This is a genomic window from Deinococcus koreensis (assembly GCF_002901445.1).
Taxonomy (GTDB): domain Bacteria; phylum Deinococcota; class Deinococci; order Deinococcales; family Deinococcaceae; genus Deinococcus; species Deinococcus koreensis.
In genome coordinates this window covers 409,731-430,879 of the sequence record NZ_PPPD01000001.1, presented here as the reverse complement: position 1 = coordinate 430,879, position 21,149 = coordinate 409,731, and the positions used below count along the sequence as shown (strand labels likewise).

20 protein-coding genes are annotated in these 21,149 nt (G+C 70.1%); 9 read left to right on the top strand and 11 right to left on the bottom strand.

Going from position 1 to position 21,149, the window contains the following annotated elements:
• Positions 1–22: 22 nt before the first annotated feature.
• The gene (locus CVO96_RS02005) at positions 23–2,185 is read right to left on the bottom strand and encodes a PEGA domain-containing protein (RefSeq protein ID WP_103309758.1); all 2,163 of its coding nucleotides are present in this window, start codon (positions 2,183–2,185) and stop codon (positions 23–25) included.
• Between the two features lie 249 nt (positions 2,186–2,434).
• On the opposite strand from CVO96_RS02005, the gene CVO96_RS02000 reads away from it, so the two are divergent.
• From CVO96_RS02000 to CVO96_RS01970, 7 genes are all read left to right on the top strand, one after another.
• Positions 2,435–3,490 (top strand): Mrp/NBP35 family ATP-binding protein, encoded by a 1,056-nt coding sequence (locus CVO96_RS02000; protein WP_103309756.1) that lies wholly within the window; start codon positions 2,435–2,437, stop codon positions 3,488–3,490.
• On the top strand, positions 3,487–4,188 hold the full coding sequence (locus CVO96_RS01995) for a helix-turn-helix transcriptional regulator (protein ID WP_103309754.1): 702 nt from the start codon (positions 3,487–3,489) through the stop codon (positions 4,186–4,188). Before CVO96_RS02000 ends, CVO96_RS01995 begins: the two co-directional genes overlap by 4 nt.
• A 7-nt stretch (positions 4,189–4,195) precedes the next feature.
• The gene (locus tag CVO96_RS01990; RefSeq protein ID WP_103309752.1) at positions 4,196–4,882 is read left to right on the top strand and encodes a 2'-5' RNA ligase family protein; all 687 of its coding nucleotides are present in this window, start codon (positions 4,196–4,198) and stop codon (positions 4,880–4,882) included.
• Between the two features lie 649 nt (positions 4,883–5,531).
• The gene (locus CVO96_RS01985) at positions 5,532–7,157 is read left to right on the top strand and encodes a hypothetical protein (RefSeq protein WP_133161725.1); all 1,626 of its coding nucleotides are present in this window, start codon (positions 5,532–5,534) and stop codon (positions 7,155–7,157) included.
• Complete coding sequence (locus tag CVO96_RS21550) at positions 7,154–7,636, top strand: pilus assembly FimT family protein (protein ID WP_279326987.1); 483 nt, start codon at positions 7,154–7,156, stop codon at positions 7,634–7,636. Before CVO96_RS01985 ends, CVO96_RS21550 begins: the two co-directional genes overlap by 4 nt.
• An 8-nt stretch (positions 7,637–7,644) precedes the next feature.
• Entirely contained in the window at positions 7,645–8,082 is a 438-nt protein-coding gene (locus CVO96_RS01975; RefSeq protein ID WP_165795174.1) for a PulJ/GspJ family protein, read from the top strand.
• Positions 8,079–8,837, top strand: coding sequence for a type IV pilus modification PilV family protein (locus CVO96_RS01970; RefSeq protein ID WP_165795173.1), 759 nt, complete (start codon positions 8,079–8,081; stop codon positions 8,835–8,837). Before CVO96_RS01975 ends, CVO96_RS01970 begins: the two co-directional genes overlap by 4 nt.
• Before the next feature lie 291 nt (positions 8,838–9,128).
• Here the strand turns inward: CVO96_RS01970 and CVO96_RS01965 are convergent, their stop codons facing one another.
• The 8 genes from CVO96_RS01965 to CVO96_RS01930 all read right to left on the bottom strand — a co-directional run bounded on the left by CVO96_RS01965 (position 9,129) and on the right by CVO96_RS01930 (position 17,815).
• Positions 9,129–10,217, bottom strand: a complete 1,089-nt coding sequence (locus CVO96_RS01965; RefSeq protein ID WP_103309744.1) for a bifunctional 3-deoxy-7-phosphoheptulonate synthase/chorismate mutase — start codon at positions 10,215–10,217, stop codon at positions 9,129–9,131.
• 194 nt (positions 10,218–10,411) lie between these two features.
• The gene (locus CVO96_RS01960; RefSeq protein WP_103309742.1) at positions 10,412–10,858 is read right to left on the bottom strand and encodes a globin domain-containing protein; all 447 of its coding nucleotides are present in this window, start codon (positions 10,856–10,858) and stop codon (positions 10,412–10,414) included.
• A 174-nt stretch (positions 10,859–11,032) separates the two neighbouring features.
• A complete protein-coding gene (locus CVO96_RS01955) occupies positions 11,033–11,806 on the bottom strand; it encodes an ABC transporter permease (protein ID WP_103309738.1) in 774 nt (257 codons plus the stop codon).
• Positions 11,807–11,873: 67 nt separating this feature from the next.
• The gene (locus CVO96_RS01950; RefSeq protein WP_103309736.1) at positions 11,874–12,818 is read right to left on the bottom strand and encodes an ABC transporter ATP-binding protein; all 945 of its coding nucleotides are present in this window, start codon (positions 12,816–12,818) and stop codon (positions 11,874–11,876) included.
• Between the two features lie 130 nt (positions 12,819–12,948).
• Positions 12,949–14,370, bottom strand: coding sequence for a superoxide dismutase family protein (locus tag CVO96_RS01945; RefSeq protein WP_103309734.1), 1,422 nt, complete (start codon positions 14,368–14,370; stop codon positions 12,949–12,951).
• Position 14,371: 1 nt separating this feature from the next.
• A complete protein-coding gene (locus CVO96_RS01940; RefSeq protein WP_103309732.1) occupies positions 14,372–15,616 on the bottom strand; it encodes a PQQ-dependent sugar dehydrogenase in 1,245 nt (414 codons plus the stop codon).
• A gap of 67 nt (positions 15,617–15,683) precedes the next feature.
• Entirely contained in the window at positions 15,684–16,556 is an 873-nt protein-coding gene (locus CVO96_RS01935) for an alpha/beta fold hydrolase (RefSeq protein ID WP_103309729.1), read from the bottom strand.
• A gap of 392 nt (positions 16,557–16,948) precedes the next feature.
• The gene (locus CVO96_RS01930) at positions 16,949–17,815 is read right to left on the bottom strand and encodes a 1,4-dihydroxy-6-naphtoate synthase (RefSeq protein ID WP_103309727.1); all 867 of its coding nucleotides are present in this window, start codon (positions 17,813–17,815) and stop codon (positions 16,949–16,951) included.
• Between the two features lie 136 nt (positions 17,816–17,951).
• Here CVO96_RS01930 and CVO96_RS01925 point away from each other — a divergent pair, with 136 nt between their 5' ends.
• On the top strand, positions 17,952–18,500 hold the full coding sequence (locus CVO96_RS01925; protein ID WP_103309724.1) for a DUF6174 domain-containing protein: 549 nt from the start codon (positions 17,952–17,954) through the stop codon (positions 18,498–18,500).
• On the opposite strand, the gene ribF is transcribed toward CVO96_RS01925, so the two are convergent.
• Both ribF and CVO96_RS01915 read right to left on the bottom strand, forming a co-directional pair.
• Positions 18,501–19,412 carry a riboflavin biosynthesis protein RibF gene (gene ribF, locus CVO96_RS01920; protein WP_103309721.1) on the bottom strand — a complete coding sequence of 304 codons (912 nt, stop codon included), beginning with the start codon at positions 19,410–19,412 and terminating at the stop codon, positions 18,501–18,503.
• Positions 19,409–19,942: an NUDIX domain-containing protein gene (locus tag CVO96_RS01915; protein ID WP_103309719.1), complete on the bottom strand. Its 534-nt coding sequence runs from the start codon at positions 19,940–19,942 to the stop codon at positions 19,409–19,411. Before CVO96_RS01915 ends, ribF begins: the two co-directional genes overlap by 4 nt.
• 106 nt (positions 19,943–20,048) lie before the next feature.
• Here CVO96_RS01915 and CVO96_RS01910 point away from each other — a divergent pair, with 106 nt between their 5' ends.
• The gene (locus CVO96_RS01910) at positions 20,049–21,029 is read left to right on the top strand and encodes an SDR family oxidoreductase (protein ID WP_103309717.1); all 981 of its coding nucleotides are present in this window, start codon (positions 20,049–20,051) and stop codon (positions 21,027–21,029) included.
• Positions 21,030–21,149: the final 120 nt, after the last annotated feature.

Genomic DNA, 21,149 nt, shown 5'->3' with positions numbered 1-21,149 from the left:
GTGCCCGCCTGCCGCCGGAGCGCTAGGAACCCAGGTCGATACTGACCGGCTGCGTGCGCGGCACGGTCAGGCTGAGCCTGCCGGGGTCGTACCCGTCGGCGGCGACGCGCAGGCGGTAGGTGCCCTGCACCGGAAAGCGCACCTTGCCCGGCGCCTGGCCCAGCTCCTGTCCCGGCGTCAGGTTGGCGCCCGCCGGAGCCGACTCCACGGTCAGGCGGGCGGTGGCGCCGGCCGCGCCGCGCAGGGTGAAGGCCACGTCGCAGCAGGCCGCCGCGGCCGGCGGCGCGGTCGCCGTGCGGGGCCGCACCGACCGGATCATCCAGACCACGCCGATCAGCACGATCAGGGCCGCCAGCAGGGGCAGCAGCCAGCGCGGAGGCCGGCTGACGGCGCGCGCCGGGGTGCTCGGCGCGGCCTTCACCACCCGCCACGAATCGTCCTCGTCCCAGCCGATGCGGATCGGGCCGCCCGGGGCCTGCCGGGCGGGCAGGCGGCCGGAGGAACGCGGCGCGGGTTCGGGCTCGGGCTCCGGTTCAGGGTCGGCGGGGCGGCGCAGCGACTCCGGCAGCCGCGGGACGTCGCGCATCTGCAGGAGGCCCCGCCCGGCGGAACCGCCGTCCGCGCCGGCGTCCTGGCCGGACTCGGGCGGCGGCCAATCGGGGAGGTCGTCCTCTCCGATGATCCCGCCGGGGGCCGGGTGGCCTACCTCTGAGCTGCCCAGACCGGAGCTGCCCAGATTTGAATTGCCCAGACTCGAATTGCCCAGGCCGGAACTCACCGTCGCGCCCGCGCTGGAGCCGGCGGCCGGAAACCCGATCTGGATGGGCGGCGGAATGGCTCCCGCCTCGGCCTGCCGCGCGGCGGCGTCGGCGCGCAGCCGCTCCGCCCGCCTGCGGGCCGCGGCCTGACTGTCCAGCATGGCCTGTGCCCGGCGTTCCTCGTTCTGCCGGCGGCGGCGTTCCTGCGGGGTCTCGATGGTGCCGGCCGGCGCGGTGGAGAAAGCGGAGACCGGAGCCCGGCCCACGGGAGAGGCGGGCGAGGTCGACTCCAGCGGGGCAGGTGGAGCCTGATCTGAAGCGTCTGGAGCGGGTGGGGCCGGCTCCGGGACGGGCGGGGTGGGCGTCCCGGTCTCGGGGAACTCGAGCGGCGCCACGGTCGGCACAGGGGGTGAAGACGGCGGCGTGGAGGTGGGCGTCGCTGGGTCGTCCTGAGCCCGCGCCGACTCTGGAACGTGGCCGGCCGCTGCCGTGTGCGGCGCCCGTTCCGGCGCTGGGGGGGCCGCATCTTCCAGGGCTGTGTCCTCCAGGGCAGCGTCCTTCAGGGGAGGGGGCTCCGGAGTCCGGGCCGGCGCACTCAGGTTCACCGTGCGCGGTGTCCGGCCGCCCGACGCCGCGGGAGCATCCTTGCGGGGCGCCGGGCCGCCGGTCGTCGGGGCGATGACGATGACCTCGTGGCCGGCGTCCCCGTCCGGTGACCGGGCGGATTCACCGCTGTCCCCGGCGCCCGACCCTCCGGTCTCGGGGTCGTCCTGGCCCAGCACGATCGGCGATCCGTCGTGCTGTGGGGCGGCCGGGGTGCCGGACGGGAGGTCGGGGCCCGGATCGGCGGCCTGTCCACTTTCCCCCGGCGCCGGGGGCGCGGGCTCGGCCGGCCCACCCAGCAGGGCCAGGGCCGCGCGGGCATCGATGCCCTCCGGGTGCTCCTTCAGGGGGCGCAGGGCGGCGGGGAAGATGCCGATCTCGTCCAGGGCGCGCGTCAGGGCCTGCAGGTCGCCCTGGGGGGTGGGCGAGTCGTGCCAGGGGAGACCGGCGCCGGCCAGCACGACGCGGCCATCCACGCTCCAGAGCTGGGCCGGACTGATCCCGCCGTGGGGGAGCCCGTGCTCGTGCAGGGCGACCAGGGCGGCCAGGGCGCCGCGCGCCGCCAGCGTGGCGTCGGTGGCCGGCACCGCCTGCAGGGGCAGTTCGCTGACCATATAGGCCTGCTCGCCGTCCATGCCGCTGTCCACGAAGGGCAGCAGGTGGTGGTGCTCCGGCAGCTCCGGCAGGTTCAGCGCGTAGGGGAGCACATGCAGCAGCACGGGCACGCCGGTCAGACGGTCGGTGGCCCGCAGGGTACGAACCGCGCTGTCGTTCGTACTGGTGGGCAGTTCCCGCGCTGCCACGTAGGGGCCGATGGGCTTCACGACGGCAAGTATAAATCCTGCCGCCGCCCCGACGGGACGAGGATGTCTGCGGCCAGGGGAAAGTGGGCGCCCACACGGCCGTTCGCTGGCCGGAGGAGGTACGCACGGTCGTCTCCAGTCAGGAGGTCGGGCGGGCCCCCCGCCTGTGGATATCCGGAAGCCACTCCCCGCGCTGGCCCACCGCGTCCCCCCCCAGTCTGTGACCCCGTGGCTTGCTGCCCAGGGGTGGATGCGCTACTAATGGCGGGTATGCGTGAAGCCTTGATGGCTGCCCTGAGCACCGTGAACGACCCCGAACTGCACCGCGACCTCGTGTCGCTGGGCATGATCGAGCGTGCCGAGGTCGATGAGTCGGGCGTGGCCCACGTCAAGGTCAACCTGACCACCCCCGCCTGCCCGCTGAAGGGCAAGATCGAGGCCGACGTGACGGAGGCGGTGATGGCCGTGCCCGGTGTGGCGCGGGTCGCGGTGACCTTCGGGGCGGTCGTGCGGACGCCCGGACAGCCGGCCCTCCCCGGTGTGAAGCACGTGATCCTGGTCGGCAGCGGCAAGGGCGGGGTGGGCAAGAGTTCGGTGGCCGTGAACCTGGCCGCCAGCCTGGCCCGCGACGGCGCCCGCACCGGCCTGCTGGACGCCGATGTCTACGGCCCCAGCGTGGCGCACATGATGGGCATGGGCTCGGCCAAGATCACCGCCAACGCCGAGCGCAAGATGCTGCCCCTGGAGGCCCACGGCGTGCGCTTCCTGAGCATGGCGAACCTCTCGCCGGCCGGGCAGGCGCTGGTGTGGCGCGGGCCCATGCTGCACTCGGCCATCCAGCAGTTCGTGAAGGACGCCGCCTGGGGCGAACTCGACTACTTGATCGTGGATCTGCCGCCCGGCACCGGGGACGTGCAGCTCTCGCTGACCCAGACCATCCAGGTGACCGGCGCCGTGATCGTGACCACCCCGCAGGACGTCGCGCTGATCGACGCGGCGCGCGCCATCGACATGTTCCGCAAGGCCAGCGTGCCGGTGCTGGGCATCGTGGAGAACATGAGCTACTTCGTGGCCCCCGACACCGGGCTCACCTACGACCTGTTCGGGCGGGGCGGCAGCCGCAAGCTGGGCGAGCAGTTCCCGCTGCTGGGCGAGGTGCCGATCGATGTCGAGCTGCGCTCGGACGCCGACCAGGGCACCCCCGGCGTGCTGGCGCACCCGGACTCGGCCGCCTCGCGGGCCCTGCAGGGCGTGGCCCGCGCCCTGGCGGGACAGATCAGCATCCGGTCGCTGGCCAGCCTGCCCGATCAGCTGACGGTCGTATGAGCGTCCTGAGTGCCCTGTCCTCGTCTGGGACGACGGCTCCCGGCACCGTTTCGTCCAGCGGGCCGGTCTCTGCCAGCGGGCCGGCGCCCGAGCGCACCAAGACCCGCCTGCTGGAGCTCGTCAAACGGCATGGCCCGCTGAGTGCCGGAGAGCTGGCCCAGCGCCTGGACGTCAGCGTGCCCGCCGCCCGCCGGCATCTGGGCGACCTGCAGGAGCAGGAACTGCTCGTCTGCCGCACCGAGCGGCCCGGCGGCCGCGGCCGCCCCCAGCACGTGTTCGCCCTGACCGAGCGCGGCGAGGCGGCCTTTCCCAAGACCTATTCCAGCCTGTGCGTGGACGTGTTGCGCCACGTGGAATCGCTGTTCGGCGACGGCGCGGTGCTGCGCGTGCTGTCGGCCCGTAACGCCGAGATCGCGGCGCGCCTGGCCCAGGAACTGCCAGCCGATCTGCCGCTGGGCGAGCGGGTCTCCCGGCTGGCGACCCTGCTCACCGAGCACGGCTTCGATGCGGTGGCCGAGCAGGAGGGCGGCGTGTGGTACCTCACCGAGCGCAACTGCCCCAACCTGACGGTGGCCCGCCAGTACCCGCAGCTGTGCGCCTCGGAGATCACCCTCTACGGGCAGCTGCTGGACGTGCCCCTGGCGCGCGAGAGCCGGATCGCGTGCGGCCAGGGTGTCTGCCGCTACCGTATCGGCTGAGGCGTCCATGTCCGCCTCTCCAGGCACATCCGGCCCCTCAGGCACCCCCGGTGTCGTCTCCGGGGAGGGCCTCGGCGGCCGGAACTCGCCCGAGACCGGGGAGACCGGGCCGCTGCACAGCATCGTCGCCTGGCCACCGCAGGCGCTGGACACCTGGCTGCGCCGCGCCCAGCGCGAGTTGAACGTGAGCGGCTTCGGCGCCCCGCATCTCAACCTGCGCGCGCCCTTCCGCACGCCCCTGACCTCGGCGGAACTGGTGGGGGCGCTGCGGCAGGTGCTGGGGCACGACCGCGCCTTCGAGGTACGGGTGCTGGGCTGGAAACGCCTGCCGGGCGTCATCTTCCTGGAATGCGAGCTGGACGCCCGGCTGGCCGACCTCCATGCGCGGCTGCTGGCGGTCGGCCCCAGCAGCCGCGCTCCCTACGACGGCCCGGAGTACCGCCCCCACCTGACCCTGGCGCTGGGCGTGCTGCCCTGGGCGGCCGACGAACTCTGGGCGGCCGCCCAGCGCCTGAGTCCACCTGTGGATCACTTCACCGTGCACGCCCTGAGCCTGACGCGCGAGGAGCGGGGCGAGGTGCAGGAACTCCATACCTTCCCTCTGTCGGAAGCGCCTGAGCCCGCCAGGGCCGGAGTGGCCGCCTGCCCGCCGGCCGAGGGGCCACAGAGCGCGGGGGGCCGCAGGGGGGGCTGAGATCGTCCCCAAGCTCCGAGGACTCCTCACGCCGGGCCGTCAGGTCGTCTGAGACTGCCACCACGGAGAACTCTGCGAATCCGTGGGCCGGATCACCTCCTTCAGGTTTGCTATGCCTGCATTGTCCGGCGGGCCTCACGGCTATCGAGAGCGTCCGTTCCATGTACGGATGCTCAGGAGGTTCTCAGCATCGGCGGGTCTGGAGAAGGCGGCGGCATGGTTCTCACCGCTCGACCGGGGTGAACGCCGGGCTGTTCGGGGACAGGCACCAGGGGTGAGCTGTGGACAGGCTGGGCGGCACTCTGCCGGCTGACCAGATCCCGGCATCGCCCGCTAGGGAACGCCCGAAACTGCAAGATCGAATACAAAATTCGTGTGTGGCACGCCGTTTTGTCCTGGCGGCACGCCCCCTGTCCGGGGGGGGTGCTTCCCCCGGACGGTGGGCCGACTGACAAGAACTCTGCTCTTTACCTTCCATTCGTCATCGGCGGGTGACAGCGTTGTCAGGATGCTGGGCTTCAAGATGAAGACCTTCAGGAGATCGAGCGCGTTCCCCCAACCGGCGGACAGAACCTCCCTGTCTACAGCGGGTGTCGGGCCCACGCGGCCGCGCCCCGACGAAGGCAGCACGGCCATCATCACCGTCCTGATGACCGGCATGACGCTGGCGTCGATCATCGCCATCACCACGCAGGTCAGCCTGGGCACCCGGCGCACCGCGGCCGACGACGCCACCAGCGCCCGGCTGCTGATGGCCGCCGAATCGGGGCTCGCCGGCTTTCTGGACCGTACCCGCCGCGCCGGGGTGGGCTACAGCGGCGCCAACAACTCGGCCAGCATGAACACCGTCCTGGCGCAGATGATCGACGGCTCGCCCATGAACAGCTTCAGCGTGCCCGGCGCGACCGTCAGCATCAAGGTCAACAAGACCATACCCGCCACCTTCGCCAGCCTGAACGACCTGAACGCCATCGACGTGACCAGCACCGCCACCAGCGGGAGCGACCGTTCCAGCGTGACGCAGCGGTTCACCGTGAAACGGGGCAACCTGCCGAAGCTGAACATCCCCGGCGCGCTCACCTCCTACCCCGGCGTGAACCTCAACGGCAACGCCAGCATCGGCGGCGCCACCATCGATGCCCCGGACAGGGCGGTCTTCGCCTCCTACCTGAACCTGAAGCGCAGGGACGCCCAGAGCACGGTCAAGGGCGTTCCGCTGGTGATGGACGCCACCGGCAGCCTGCTGCCCCGGCTCAAGGCGCTGCAGCCCGGCAGCTACGTGAGGCTTCCGCTGGCCGACGCGTCCGGCGCCGTGCTGCCCGGTGCCCCCACCGGCCTCTTCCGGGTGGACGCCACCGACAGCGCCGCGCAGACCGTGACCCTGACGCCCACCAGCCTGCCCAGCGGTGTCCTGACGCCCTTCCTGCCCACCTCCGTGCCGGCCGATCTGGTGCGCAATGCCCTGATCGCCGTGAGCGCCAGCAGCCTGATCATCCAGAACAGCGAGACGTTCATCCAGGGCGATACCGTGAGTATCCGGCTGGGAACCGAGACCTACACTGCGAAGGTCAGCAGTACGCCGGTCAACACGTCCGCCGGCACCACCTTCAGTGTCGGCAGCTGGGCGCCCGGCACCCCGACCGCCGCCGCCCTGCTGACCTTCTCCGAGGGCCAGCCCGTCTCGAAATCCACGCTCGGCGTGGTGACCGCCCGCTCGTTCTCCAGGGGCAAGACCGATCCGGTCGGCGGCGTGATGGAAAACGCCAGCGCGGCCGTCGTGCCCAGCCCGCTGAACGACACGCTGTTCACCCAGACCTTCGGGATGTCCCCAGACAGCCTGCAGGCGCTCTCGACCGTGGTGACCGAGGCGCAGTTCAGCGCCAACTCGAAGGCCATCGACGGCCTGACCTGGCTGACCTCCTCCGACCACTCGCTGAACCTGAATAACGAGAAGATCACCGGCAAGGGCATCCTGATCGTGGATGGCGACCTGACCGTGAACCAGAACCAGTCCGGGGCCTGCGACATGAACGGCGTGCTGTACGTGCGCGGCAACCTGCGGATTCAGGGCAACCTGCAGCTGTGCGGCGCCATCGTCGTCGAGGGCAGCGTGCTGAACAACGACAACGAGGTCATCTCCATCGACTACAGCGACACGGCGCTGGCAGGTACCGGCCGCAAGATCCAGTACGACCCCAACGTGCTGTACGACGTCACCCAGGGCACCGGCAAGGTCGCCTTCTCGAGCCTCGTCGGCAGCTGGCGGCAGCAGTGAGGAGCGCCGGGAGCAGGGCGCGGCGCCCGGGTCTGGGCCGGCGCCCGGTCGGCCAGGGCTTCACGCTCATCGAGCTGCTGATCGTGCTGGCGATCATCGGGATCATCGCCAGCCTGGCCCTGCCCGCCTACCTGCGCTATATCGCCACGCTGGAGACCGCCCAGACCGCCGGCGCCTACCAGCAGCAGCTGGAATCGGCGCGTGGGCTGGCCCGGCGCGGCCAGCCGGTGCGCCTGAGCACGGCCGCCGGCAGCGCGGTGGCCACGGTCGAGGTGCTGAATGCCGGCGCCTGGACGACCAGGGGCACCTACACGCTGGGCAACGCAAAAGCCAGCGCGGCCACGACCGTGCTGCTCTACCCGCCCTACGGCACGCTCGACAGCGCGCCCCGCACCTTAAGCTTCGCCTCCGTCCGCAACTCGGGCATCACCCGCACCGTCCGCATCATCAGTCTGCTGGGAAAGGCCGTGACTCCATGATTCCCTCTGTGCCCAACCCCACTCCGCCCGCCCCCGTCCTGGCCGCCCCCGCCACGCCCACCGCCGGATTCACCCTGGTCGAGATGCTGGTCGCCATCGTCATGCTGGCGATCATCACGCTGGCCTCCACCGGGGCGCTGCCGGCCCTGACGCGGGTCAACCAGTCCAGCGCCCAGGATCAGCGTGCGCTGCTGCTGACCCGCTCCGCCTTCGAACAGGCCCGGCAGCAGCTCGAGCTGGACTTCGATCTGACCAATCTCGCGGTGACCATGAGCGGAAACGGCGAGGGCGACGTGACCTGCGACGCGCCGACCCTGCTGACCCTACGCGCCGAGAACATCGACGCCGACCCCTTCGTGGAGTTCATGCTGCGCCGGGTGAACCTGAGATGCACCCTGAGCGGCAAGTCCCGCGACTTCAGCGTCGATATCGCGAGGCCCATGTGAGGGGCTACCCGGCCGGGGCACGGAGCCGGCACAGCGGCGGCCTGACCCTGGTCGAGGTGCTGGTCTCGCTGCTGATCCTGGGGGTGGTCACCGTGGCCGCGCTGCAGATCCAGAGCAGCACCTCCATGCTCAGCAACGTGCAGATCAGCCAGGCCCAGCGCCTGCAGAACCTCAGCGACACCAGCGGCTATCTGGCCGACCAGATCCGGGCTGGCGCCGGGGTCTACACCGGCCTGACCCTGCCCAACGGTCTGGGCGGCACCGCTGTCTGCTCGCCCAGCGAAGCCCAGCCGTGCATCGCGGTGCTGGTGCCGGTGGCCCAGCCGTCGAGCTGCACCACCAACGTCGGCAGCATCCTGGCGTGGCGGCTGCATGTGTTCCGCTACGTGCCGCGAGGCACCCTCCCAGCCGAGTACAAGGGTCTCGGCGGCCTGCAGGACGGCGATGCCCACGGCCTGCTGGAAGTCCGCATCAGCGATCCGGCCAGGCCTGCGCCCGCGCCCGGCGTCTGCGGCACGACCGAACAGGAGACGCCGCCCACCAGCCTGAGCGCCTACCTGAGCAGCACCTCCACCGTGACGGTGCCCATCGCGGACGATCTGCGCGTGCAGGCGGGCACGCTGCCCTTCGAGTACAACAGCGCCACCGAGGTCGTCACGATGCGCCTGCAGTCGGCCAGCCGGGTACGCGGCGAACTGCGCCTGACGCCGGCCGTGACCCCCTACGAGCTGAAGGTCAAGACCCGCAACAGCTGAGCCTGTCGGCTCGGAACCATCGGCGGGCTTCAAGACGAAGACCTCCAGGCATCCGGCCCGGAGGTCTCGTCAGGCCATCAGCCCGCGTTCAGCAATTGTGCGGACACTGCCAGGCTGTCTCCGGCAGACGATTGGCACACGAGTCGAACAAGCGTGTGCAGCACGTCAGTCCCGTTCACCCCCTCCCAGCCTCCCCCATCAAGGGGTAGGGGCAAAAAACGCCGTGCTCATCGCATCTCCTGCAACTCAATGTACAAACTGTCCGACCCATTGAGCCAACTGGAACGGGCATCAGACCGAGGTCGGCACCTTCAGCATCCCGCTCAGGGCCGAGGCGAACTGCTCGTAGCCGGCGAAGTCCAGCTGCTGCTCGTTGTCGCTCAGGGCGGTGGCGGGGCTGGGATGCACCTCGACATGGATGCCGTCGGCGCCGACCGCCAGCGCGGCTTTCGCCAGCGGGATCAGCAGGTCGCGGCGTCCGGCGGCGTGGGTCACGTCCACGATCACCGGCAGGTGGGTCTCCTGCTTGGCCAGCGCCACAGCCGACAGATCCAGCGTGTTGCGCGTCCACTTCTCGAAGGTGCGGATGCCGCGCTCGCACAGGATCACCTCGGAGTTGCCCTCCGAGAGGATGTATTCGGCGGCGTACAGCCACTCCTCGATGGTCGCGCTCAGGCCGCGCTTGAGCAGCACCGGGCGGCGGGCGCGGCCGACCTCGCGCAGCAGGGCGAAGTTGTGCATGTTGCGCGCGCCCACCTGCAGCAGATCGGCGTATTCCGCGACGATCTCCACGTCGCGGGTGTCCATGACCTCGGTGATGAACAGCATCCCGTGTTCCTTCGCCACCCGGTTGCCGATGATCAGGCCGTCCACGCCCATGCCCTGGAAGCCGTAGGGGCTGGTGCGGGGCTTGTAGGCGCCGCCGCGCAGGATCTTGATCCCCTTGCCGGCCAGGAAGGCGGCCGTCTGTTCCATCTGCTCCTCGGACTCGATGGAGCAGGGCCCGGCGACGATGATGGGCGGCTGGCCCCCGCCGATCTTCACCCCGTCGATGTCCAGCACGGTGTCGTCGCTCTTGACCTTGCGCGAGACCAGCAGCTGCTTCTTGTCGTTGCTTTCCTCCAGCGCGAGGCTGGCCTTGAAGATTTCCTTGAAGATCGATTTCACGGCCGCGCCGGTAAACGGGCCGGGGTTCTGGGCTTCCAGGTCGCGCAGCTGCTTGTCCTCGCGGGCCGGGTCGTAGTGGTTGGGGCGGCCTTCCTGGGTCTTGGCGTGGCCGATCTGGGCGACCACCTCACCACGGCGCGACAGCAGCGTCAGCAGTTCGCTGTTGATGCGGTCGACTTCGGCGCGGAGGTCGTCAATGGAGCGTTGGGTCATGCGGGCAGTGTAGTGAAGCGCCTCGCGGCAGGGCCCCCACCTTACTAGTCAAATGGAAAGAGTTGTCCATGTGCCGCCGGTTCGCTGCACACCCTTCGGGTGGCTGGACGGGCCAGACCTGTGCCCCACATCGTTCTCAAGCTTGCGGATCGGCCTTGACCAACCCTTCATCCTGCTCCTTGATGTCCTGCCCCTCACGTCCGGCGGTGTGGCTCGGCGCCGGCCACCGCCGCTTCCTCCTCGGCATCCGGCGTGTTCACCATATGCACCGCGACCCGCGACAGCGCTCCGTACAGCTCCTGAGCCTCGGCCGGCGCGATGGCGGGGGTGGCCCGCAGCGCGGCTTCCATACACGCCAGCCAGGCGCGGGCGCGGCGCGGCGTGATCGCGTGCGGCAGGTGCCGGGCGCGCAGCATGGGGTTGCCGAAGCGCTGGTGATAGAGCGGCGGCCCACCCATGAAGCCGCTCAGGAAGGCCCGCTGCTTCTCGGCGGTCAGGGTCAGATCCGTGGGGAATAGGGGGGCCAGCTCCGGGTCGGCCGCCACGTGCCGGTAGAACTCCGTGACCAGGGCCTCCAGCGCGGCCGGCCCGATCCGGTCGTACAGGCTCCCGCCAGGGCTCAGGCTGATGGGCGCGGTCATGGGATCAGCCTAGCGTGGGGCCGATCTCCCGAAGGTGTCGTGCTGACCGCCGGGAGGGAGTCGTCAGGTCTCCCACCATCCATCCGACGGCAAAGCTCATCGGACAGCTGGGCCTTCTCGACAATGAAGCGGGAGAGGACGCGCGGCCCCCTCCCCACGCTGCTGCGCTCTCTTCTAGACGTCGCGGCGGTCGAAGGCGAAGATGCTCATCAGGCCGAAGCCCGCGGTGTAGATCAGCAGCAGGATCAGCGGCTGCGTGATGTCGCCCTGCTGCGCGTAGATGCCCAGGTGCGAGGTCAGCAGGATGCGCTGGATGGTCTCGGGGAAGACCACCAGCAGGCGCATCAGGATCAGCGTGGCGAAGGTGGCCAGGGCCGCCGCCGCCGTGTTCAGGTACAGCACGCCGTACAGCAGCGAGAGGGCCGCGATGGGCATCAGGGCCACGGCCGCCAGGGTCGCGCCGCGCAGCACCTCGGCGAAGGCCGCGCCGCTGCCCAGTTCGCCCACGCCCACGAACAGACCCGGCCCCAGCCCGGTGCCGCCCAGGAAGGTGCCGAAGCCCAGCGGAATGCCCGAGAGCAGCGAGCCGGTCACCGTGGTGATCATCAGCAGGAACGGGTAGGAGAGCGCCACGATCAGCTTGCTGGCGATCACCTTGGTGCGGTCGACGGGCCGCAGCAGCAGCGGGGCCAGGGTGCCCTGCGAGACCTCCGAGCCGATCATCTCGGCCACGGTCAGCGCGATGAACAGCGGCAGCAGGTACTGGATGGTCACGCCGATGCTGACCGCCGGCAGCTGCCAGCCGCTGATCAGGTTGACCTTGATCAGCGCGCTCAGGCGCGGGGCGAAGGCCCACACCAGCGGCAGGATGAAGGTGACCAGCAGGGCCAGCTTGGCGCTGCGCGCGCCGAACAGCTTGCGGAATTCCAACAGCAGCAGGGTGATCACGCCGCGCCTCCCGGGGTGAAGGTCAGGACGATGGCGGTGGGGTCAGCGTCGGTCAGAGGGGCGTTCATCAGGCTTGCTCCACGCGTTCGCGGTAGTACTCGTACAGGTCGAAATGATCCGGGCTGGCCTCGAACACCCGGATACCCTCGGCGCCCAGGTGGGCCAGGGCGTCGGGCACGCGCGATTCGCCGCCCAGATGCGCGATGGCATAGGGTGTGCGGGTGCTGACCTTGCGCACGAAGGGCAGGCGTTCGAGCACGGTCGCGGCCGCCACCGGATCATCCACCCGGAAGCGGTAGGCGGCCTGCCGGGAGCGCAGATCCACGGTGTCGACCAGCCGGCCGCCGGTCAGGATGCCGACCGTGTGCGCGTAGGTGGCGATCTCGCGCAGGTGGTGGGTGCTGAGGATCACCGCGCAGCCGCTGGTGGCGAGGCTGGTCACGATCCGGTGGATCAGCCCGATGCCCAGGGGGTCGAGGCCGCTGGTGGGTTCGTCGAGAATGAGCACCTTGGGATCGGCCAGGATGGCGCTCGCCACGCCGAGGCGCTGGCGCTGGCCCAGCGAGTATTCCTGCACCTTGCGGTCGGCCATGCGCGTGAGTTCCAGCAGGGCCATGACCTCGCGCAGACGGTCGCGGCCGATCTTGCGCCCGCCCGGGGCCATGGTGGACAGGTTGGCGTGCACCTGCAGGTTCTGCGTGCCGGTGAGCTGCGGGTAGAACTTCGCGGGGGCCTCGACCACGGCGCCCAGGTAGGCGCGGGCGCGCGGCCCGTCGGTGTGCACGTCGCGCCCGAGCAGCCTGACCTCGCCGTCGGTGGGAAAGGCCAGGCCGGTCATCGTCCGGATCAGGGTCGTCTTGCCCGCGCCGTTGGGGCCGGTCAGGGCGTAGACCTCACCCGCCTTGACGGTCATATGCACGTCCTCAAGGACGGCACTCGAACCGTATTTCTTGTACAGGCCGCGCACTTCTACAGCCGGAAGGGCCGGTGCGCCTTGCTTAGTCGCCGTCACCCGGACAGCCTAACCCACGAATCTCCACTAAGTTCTTACAATTTTCACACCGCCGTGCCCCTGCCCATCGGCCTCGGCCAAGGAGAAGGCCCCGGTCTGACTGAACCGGGGCGCGGCACTCACCGTGAACTCAGAATTGGGGGAAGCGGGTAAGCCTGAACGGCGTTTCGGGGGTGCCCCCCTGGAGCTTGTTGAGCTGGCTCTGCGTGACCACCAGATCGCCGCCGACCGCCGCCAGGGTGGCCGGGAAGCGCAGTCCCGCCAGGGGTTCCTCGGCGACCAGCTGACCACCCGTATAGTCGGCGTTCAGCATGACCTTGCTGACCACCTGATCGGCGTTGCGCGCCACGTACAGGGTGCGCCCGATCAGCAGCAGGCCGTCCCCGTGGGTCAGGCCCCCCATGACCTTGCGGACGGCCCTGCTCCGCAGGTCGATGCGCCACAGGTCGCCAGTGTTGAGCTGCATCACCAGCAGCGCGCGGCCGTCCGGCGTGGCGACGATGCCGTTGAGGTTGATACCGGGGCCGTACTTGATCGGCGTGCCCGCCAGGTCGAGCCAGGCGCTCAGCTTCAGATCCGGCGTGACCCGGAAGATCACCGGCCGCGTGGAGTCCGTGACATACACGTTGCCGTCGGGCGCCGGAACCAGGTCGTTGACGTAGGGGTTCGGCGATTTCGGGGTCTGCAGGATGGCGACCGGGAAGCCGTCGGGGCTGAACACCGTGACCTTGCCCGTGGCGCCGCCCGCGGACCAGACGCGCCCCTGGGCATCCACCTTGAGGCCCAGCGAGCTGCCCCGCCCCTGGCCGCCGCCCTCGTTGAAGATACTGACCGCTCCCGTGGAGGCGTTGATGGCGTAGATGGTGCCGGTCGCCGCGCTGCCGGTATAGAGCACTCCCTTCTTGGCGTCATAGGCCACGCCTTCAGGGAAGTCCTGCGGGCCGGGCAGCGGGTAGTCGCGCACGGTCAGGGCGTCGCGGCTGATGATCCCGCAGCGCTCGCGGGCGCCGGTCATCCCGGCCGGGTCGCTCTTGTAGTCGTCCGGCCGGGCGTGGATGATCAGCGAGCGGTTCAGCACGCCGTTCATGCCCGTCAGGCTGGATTTGGTGGTGGTGAAGGTCGCCTTCCCACTGCCATCGGCCCCCACGGTCAGCATGGGCAGGTCGCCGCCGTGGCCGTCCTTGTTGGCGGCCTGCGGGGAGTCGTGGTTGGCGCTGCGCTCGGGGTCGAAGTGCCCGCCCGCGCCGCCGAAGGGCACGACCGTGTTGGTGGCCGGATCGACGCCGGGCGTGCATCTGCCCAGGTCGTGGATGTGCATTCCGTGCTGGCCGGGGGTGAGGCCCATGGCGCTCACGGAGACGCGCATTCCCATGCCGACCTGCTCGAACGTCGCCGTGCCCATGACCTGCCCGGCCGGATCACGCAGGGTCGCGGTGGCCTTCAGGGGCGTGCTGGCGGGGGCGGCCATCGCCACCGGGCCCTCCAGGCCGCCGGCCAGGGCGAGTCCGGCGGTCACGGCGCTCAGGGCGAAGAGGGCAGGAAGTTTCAGCATGTCAGTTCCCTCCCGTGTACATCACGCGGTAGATCACGCCGCTCTGGTCATCGGTGAACAGCAGCGAGCCGTCGGTGTAGGTCGCCACGCCGGCCACCCGTCCGAACTGTTTCCACACGTCGCCGTCCTGGTACACGAAGCCGGTCACGAAGGGTTCGATGCCGGTGGGTTTGTTTGCGGCGTCGAAGACCACGCGCACAATCTCGTAGCCGCTGGGCTGGCTGCGGTTCCACGAGCCGCGCGCCGCCACGAAGGCGTCGTTGCGCATCTCGGCGGGGAACATCGAGCCGCTGTAGTAGTTCATGGCGATGCCTGCCGCGTGGGAGGTGTAGTTCAGCACGCTGCCCTGGGTGCGGGCGCAGTACTCCTGCTTGGTGATCTTGCCGGGGATGTTGCCCACGTTCACATAGGGATCGGGCACCTTGTCGCCGTAGCAGAAGGGCCAGCCGTAATCCTTATTGCGCTCGATCACGTTGATCTCTTCGGGCGGGATGTTGTCGCCGTGCCAGTCCGAGCCCTGATCCCAGCCGTACAGCACGCCGCTGGCCGGGTGCCAGCCGAAGCCGATGGTGTGGCGCAGGCCGCGCGCGTAGACCTCGCGCGTGCTGCCGTCCGGGCTCAGGCGCAGGATGGTGGCCTCCTCGGGGTTCGGGGTGGGGGCGTCGTTGTTGGTGGAGCCGAAGGAGGCGTACAGGTAGCCGTCGGGGCCCCACTTGAGGGTGCGGGCGGGGTGCTGCCCGGCGTCGGGAAAACCGTTGGCGAACACGCGCGGCACGCTCAGGGAGCCGTCTTTCGCCATGTCCATGACCCAGATGGTCTTCTCGCCCACCACGTACATCTTGCCGTCCTTGACGTCCATGCCGTGCGCCAGCTTCATGTTCTGGGCGACCATGCGGCGTTCGCGGGCCTCGATCTTGCCGTCCCGGTTCACGTCCTTGAGGTACCAGACGTCTCCCTGCTGGCGGCGCGAGAGGTAGATGCCGCCGTCGGGCATGACGTGGAGCATCCGGGCGTTGCCCAGGCCGGTCGCCATGACCTTGATGGAGAAGCCGGCGGGCACCTTCAGGCGGGCCAGCTTGTCCGCGGTGAACTCCAGCGGGGTGGGCTCGTTGCGCGTGGCCGTGACGGTCACGGGGGGCTCACCGGGGGGGACGGGGCGGGGCGTGGGGGGCGGCTGGGTCTGGGCCAGCGCGGTACTCAGCAGCAGGGCGGCACTCAAGGCAGCAGGGGCTACAGCTCTCAACATATCGGGCCTCCGGGCGGGGGAATGGTGGGCGCCCCAAACCGGGGTTCGGGGCGCAGGGGCGGTGAGGTCAGCGAACGGTACGGAGCCAGCTCAGCATGGCGGCGTTGGCGGCCTGAGCCTTCTCGAAGATGGCGGCGTGGCCGGCGCCCGGCAGCTCCACGAAGCGGCTGCCGCGGATGGCGGCGTTCATCTTGAGCTGCAGCTCCCTGGGGGTCACGTTATCCTCGATACCGGCGAGGATCAGGGTCGGCACCGTGATGGTCGGCAGCACCGGATTGGCGTCGGGGCGGCTGGCCAGGGCGTTCGCGCCGCCCACCGCGCCGTTCAGGCTGGCCGCCTTCACGAGGCCCGACAGGTGCGCGACCTGGTTCGGCAGGGTGGCCCGGCTGGGGCCGGTGAGCATGCGGGGCAGCAGGCCGTCCACCAGGCTGGCGACGCCCTTTTCCTGTGCCTGCTGGCCGTTGCCGCGCCAGCTGGCCGCCTCGGCGATGCCGGCAGGGTCGGCGGTGGTGTCGATCAGGATCATGCCCCTGATGCGCTGGGGGGCCTGCTTGTACATCTGCAGCAGGGTCATGCCGCCCATGCTCATGCCGCCCACGATGGCCCGGTCGATCTTCAGGGCGTCCATGAAGCCCAGCATGGTCGTGGCGTAGTTCTCGATGCTGGCCTCGCGGCCAGGGGCCCGGCTCTTGCCGAAGCCCGGCAGATCGACCGTGATGACGCGGTAGCCTGGCAGGGTGCGGTTGTTCTTGAACAGCTCGCCGCTCAGCGGGTAGCCGTGGATGAACAGCAGGGGCTCACCGCTGCCGGTGGCCTTGTAGAACACCGTGGCGCCGCCGACGGTGACCGTGCCCTGATCGGGGACGCTCTGCCCGTCGGCGCCTCCGGCAAGGGCGGAGGCGCAGAGCAGGGCAGTCAGCGGGAAGAAAGTACGTTTCATAGTGACCTCGTTTCGGCCGGCCGACATCCAGAGCCCCGCCGAACTGATGCCACGGCAGAACAGCCTGCGACGTCAGCGGCGGTGTCCGTGAGGTCAGGCCGGGCCTTAATGCGCCATCACCATCCCAGAGGCCCTGGGCGGCGATTTCAGCGCAGCACACTTTCTGAACCCTCCTTCAGGGGCTGGCGAAGTTCTGCTCAGGAAGAGATACATGAACGTTGAACGTTCCCGGCTTGACAGTGGCCCCAGCGGCCTGGCCACAGGTCACAGGGCACCCGGCCGGGCCCTGGGTGAGGCGGGCGCTTCAGATCCATCGACCGGACGGCGTGTTCAGCTTTCCAGCCCGCTCTGCCCGTGAACGGTCGTGGGAGCCGTGAAGCCCGGTCTCACGCTCATTCCACGAAGAGGGGCAGGGTGGAGGGCGCCACGGCGCCGACCTCCACCGCCCGGCGGCGCAGTTCCTTCACGGCGCGTTCCCCCTCCGGCCCCACGTCCAGGGAGAAGTCGTTGACGTACAGGTCGATGTGCGCCTGCATGACCTCGTCCGACATCTCCAGGGCGTGCTCGCGGATATAGCTGCGGGCGGCCTCCGGGTGGGCATGGGCGTACTCCAGGCTGCCCCGGACGGCCGTGTCCAGCGCGCGCTGCGTCTCCAGCGGCAGATCGCGGCGCACCAGAATGGCGCCCAGCGGCAGCGGCAGCCCCGTTTGACCCTCCCACCACGCGCCCAGGTCGAGGCGCTGATGCAGTCCGTAGTTCTGGAAGGTGAAGCGCGACTCGTGGATGATCAGCCCCGCGTCCACCGGCTGGCCCTGGTACTCGCCGCGCTGCACGGCGGGCATCACCTCGTCGTAGCGCATCCGGAGCACGCGCACCTCCGGGAAGACCAGCCGCAGCAGCAGTTCGGCGGTGGTCAGCGCGCCCGGCGAGGCCACCACGCGTCCGTTCAGATCCTCCAGGTCGCCGCGCGTCACGATCAGCGGCCCCACGCCCCGGCCCAGCGCGCCTCCCGAGCGCAGCGCCACGTACCGCTCCATGACCCCGAAGTAGGCGCGGTAACTGATCTTGGTCATGGGCAGCCGGCCCTGCAGCGCCCACTCGTTCAGGGTCTGCACGTCCTCCAGCACCTCGCGCACGGGCAGCGGCGCGGGGGTCAGGCCGGCGTGCAGCGCGTGGAAGATAAAGGTGTCGTTGGGGCAAAACGAGTAGCCCAATTCCAGCACGGCGGGGAGGGTGGAGGAGGAGGGCAGGTCGCTCATGCCGCTCAGCCTACGCCCGGCGTGGGGGACGCGACTGGGCGGGGGCCGACGCTTCCCGGTGAAGGGTTAGGGCGTTCGGGCGGCCACCTCACCCCCCGTTCAGCCGCCCATCAGCCCGGCTCCGTACCCTGCGGGCATGATCCTGCGCCGACTGTCCGTGTCCCTGCTCGCCCTGACCCTGGCTGCCCCGGCGCTGGCAGGAGGTGGAGGCCAGCCCGTCGCCCGGCCGCCAGCCCAGCCAGGGGTCACGCCCCTGAATACCACCTGCCGCGAGGACTACGTGCGTCCGGACTTCGCCGCCCTGAGCCGCCAGCTGCAGGCGGCCCGGGCCCGCTGGGCCGCCGCCGGGGTGCGGAGCTACGCCTACGACGTGCGGCAGGTCGCCGCGCCCGTGCTGTTCCCCGAGACGCGCGTGACGGTCACGAACGGCCGGGTGACCTCCGCCGTCCTCAAGCCGGGGGAGGCCGGTGAACCCAACCGCCTGGCCCGCCAGACGGTGGAGCAGCGCTTCGCCGCCATCGCCCAGACGCTGGCCTATCAGCGCCCGAACCGCTGCCCGGAGGTGAGGGTCAGCTACGACCCGGCGCGCGGCTACCCCACCTTCCTCTACAGCGGCATGGGCGACGGCGGCATCGCCGACGGCTACGGCGAATGGACGGTCACGAACTTCACCGTGAACCGCTGATCAGCGCACGTCCCAGAGCAGGGCGCGGGCCTGCTCGGCATCCAGCTGGAGCTGCGCCTTCAGGGCGTCCAGGCCAGCGAATTTCTGCTCGCCACGGAGATGGGCGAAGAACTTGATCTGGATCTCCTGGCCGTAGAGGTCGCCGCTGAAGTCGAACAGGTGCACCTCGAAGCGCCGTGCCGTGCCGTTCACGGTCGGGCGGTAGCCCACGTTCGCCATACCATGCCAGCGTCCGTCGTGACCCAGCGCCGGGTCAGCGATCGCCACCACCGCGAACACGCCCATGGGCAGGGCCTTGCCGTCGGGCACCTGGATGTTGGCGGTGGGCCAGCCGATCGTGCGCCCGAGCTGGTCGCCCTGCACGACCACGCCCTGCGCGTCGTAGTGGCGGCCCAGCAGGCGGCCCGCGCCGTCCACGTCGCCGACCCTCAAGTACTCGCGGATGCGGGTGCTCTTGATGTCCTCGCCGCTCACCTGATGCATGGGCAGCGCCACGACCTCGGGGGTCACGCTCCGCAGGTCGACCACGCCGCCGGCCCGGCCGCGGCCGAAGTGGAAATCCTCGCCGACCACCAGGGCGCGCGGGCGCAGCGTCCGCAGGTCGTCCAGAAAGGCCTCCTTGGGCCGTGAGGCGAATTCGGGCGTGAAGGGCACGGCGACCGTCTCGTCCACGCCGTAGCGGGTCAGCAGATCCAGCTTCTCGGGCAGGGTGGAGAGGAATTCCACGCCCTGCGTGAGCACGCGCGTCGGCGGGTCGAAGGTGTAGACCACGCAGGGCACCCGGTACTGCCGCGCCTTGGCCCTGAGCTGCGCGATCAGGGCCTGGTGCCCCAGGTGCACGCCGTCGAAGGAACCGATCGCCACCACGGTCTCGGTGTCGGGCCGCTGGGTGGGGGAGACATAGGTCTTCACGGCCGCGCCTGGGCACGCTGCAGCCCGAGCAGCACCCCGTACAGCGCCGCCGTGACGGTCGAGGCGCTGCCGGTCAGCGAGCCGTCCTTCAGGCCGTCCAGCACGGCTGCCGGCGGCATCCAGAGCACCTCGATTCCCTCTTCGTCCTCGTCGTGGGGGAGCCTGCTCTCGCGCAGGTTGGTGGCGTGGAAGACCGTCAGGGCCTCGTCGCAGAAGCCGGGGCTGGCGTAGAAGTGGGTGAGCCGCTCCATGTCGCCGTCCAGTCCGGCCTCCTCCTGCAACTCGCGGCGGGCGGCCTGGGCGGCGTCCTCGCCGTCGTCCACCAGCCCGGCCGGGGCCTCCACGGTCAAGGCGTCCACGGCGCGGCGGAACTGCCGCACCAGCAGCATCTCGCCCTGGTCGTTCAGCGCCAGCACCGCCACGGCGTCCCGGTGGCGCACGATCTCCCACTTGTTCTCCATCAGTTCCAGCCGGACGATGTGCCCGTCGTAGATGACCCTCGCCGCCGTGCCGCCGCCTGCATCGCTCATGGCCCTGACTGTAGTGCAGGACGAACGGGAGAGTGCAGGACGAACGGGGGAGTGCAGCACGGAGGCGAGCGGGCTACAGTGGCCCAGACCAGACGGGAGGACAACCATGAGAGTGCTGTTTATCGGTGGAACGGGCATCATCAGCTCGGCGTGTTCGGAACTGGCCCTGCAGAGCGGCACCGAGCTGTATCTGCTCAACCGGGGCCAGAGCGTGCGGCCCGTCCCGGAGGGTGCCCACGTCCTGCACGGCGATATCCGCGATCCGGAGTCCGTGCGGCGGGCCCTCGGCGACCTGCGTTTCGACGCCGTCGTCAACTGGGTCGCCTTCACGCCCGAGCACATCGAGACCGATCTGGCGCTGTTCCGGGGGCGGACGCGGCAGTACGTGTTCATCTCCTCGGCCTCAGCGTACCAGACACCGCCCGCGAACCTGCCGGTCGTGGAGTCCACGCCGCTGGTCAACCCGTTCTGGGAGTATTCGAGAAACAAGATCGCCTGCGAGGATCGCCTGACCCGGGCGCTCAGGGAAGAGGCCTTCCCGGTCACCATCATCCGGCCCTCGCACACCTACGACCGCACGCTGCTGCCCATGGACGGCGGCTACACGGTGGTGAGCCGCATGAGGCAGGGCAGGCCCGTGATCGTGCACGGCGACGGCACCTCGCTGTGGGTGCTGACCCACCACAGCGACTTCGCCCAGGGCTTCGTGCCGCTGCTGGGCAACCCGCACGCGCACGGCGAGGTCTTCCACATCACCTCGGACGAGCTGCTGACCTGGAACGGGATTTTCCACGAGGTCGCGCGGGCGGCGGGCACCGAGGCGCAGATTGTCCACATCCCCTCCGAGCGGATCGCGGCGGCCGACCCGGACTGGGGCGCGGGCCTGCTGGGCGACAAATCGCACTCCATGATCTTCGACAACGCCAAGATCAAGCGTGTGGTGCCCGGTTTCGCCTGCACGGTGCCCTTTGCGCGGGGGGCTGAGGAGATCATGGCGTGGTACGACGCCGACCCGGCGCGGCAGGTGGTGGACGAGGCGCTGGATCGGCGAATGGATGAATTGATCGCAGCGTATGGGAGGGGGTAGACGTTCTGCACGGATCGCCTCGCCCCAGACCCCCACTGGAGGCCGCCGAGAACGGACTTGACATGAAGGTCGTGTCATCTGCAGGGAGCAGATTCGAGAAGGCACGCCCCCACACGACCC

Bases quoted from the DNA above. Each gene is read 5' to 3' on its own strand.
- CVO96_RS02000 (WP_103309756.1), top strand. From the start codon at position 2,435: ATGCGTGAAGCCTTGATGGCTGCCCTGAGCACCGTGAACGACCCCGAA.
- CVO96_RS01995 (WP_103309754.1), top strand. From the start codon at position 3,487: ATGAGCGTCCTGAGTGCCCTGTCCTCGTCTGGGACGACGGCTCCCGGC.
- CVO96_RS01990 (WP_103309752.1), top strand. From the start codon at position 4,196: ATGTCCGCCTCTCCAGGCACATCCGGCCCCTCAGGCACCCCCGGTGTC.
- CVO96_RS01985 (WP_133161725.1), top strand. From the start codon at position 5,532: ATGACCGGCATGACGCTGGCGTCGATCATCGCCATCACCACGCAGGTC.
- CVO96_RS01965 (WP_103309744.1), bottom strand. From the start codon at position 10,217: ATGACCCAACGCTCCATTGACGACCTCCGCGCCGAAGTCGACCGCATC.
- CVO96_RS01960 (WP_103309742.1), bottom strand. From the start codon at position 10,858: ATGACCGCGCCCATCAGCCTGAGCCCTGGCGGGAGCCTGTACGACCGG.
- CVO96_RS01945 (WP_103309734.1), bottom strand. From the start codon at position 14,370: ATGCTGAAACTTCCTGCCCTCTTCGCCCTGAGCGCCGTGACCGCCGGA.
- CVO96_RS01940 (WP_103309732.1), bottom strand. From the start codon at position 15,616: ATGTTGAGAGCTGTAGCCCCTGCTGCCTTGAGTGCCGCCCTGCTGCTG.
- CVO96_RS01935 (WP_103309729.1), bottom strand. From the start codon at position 16,556: ATGAAACGTACTTTCTTCCCGCTGACTGCCCTGCTCTGCGCCTCCGCC.
- CVO96_RS01930 (WP_103309727.1), bottom strand. From the start codon at position 17,815: ATGAGCGACCTGCCCTCCTCCTCCACCCTCCCCGCCGTGCTGGAATTG.
- CVO96_RS01925 (WP_103309724.1), top strand. From the start codon at position 17,952: ATGATCCTGCGCCGACTGTCCGTGTCCCTGCTCGCCCTGACCCTGGCT.
- CVO96_RS01915 (WP_103309719.1), bottom strand. From the start codon at position 19,942: ATGAGCGATGCAGGCGGCGGCACGGCGGCGAGGGTCATCTACGACGGG.
- CVO96_RS01910 (WP_103309717.1), top strand. From the start codon at position 20,049: ATGAGAGTGCTGTTTATCGGTGGAACGGGCATCATCAGCTCGGCGTGT.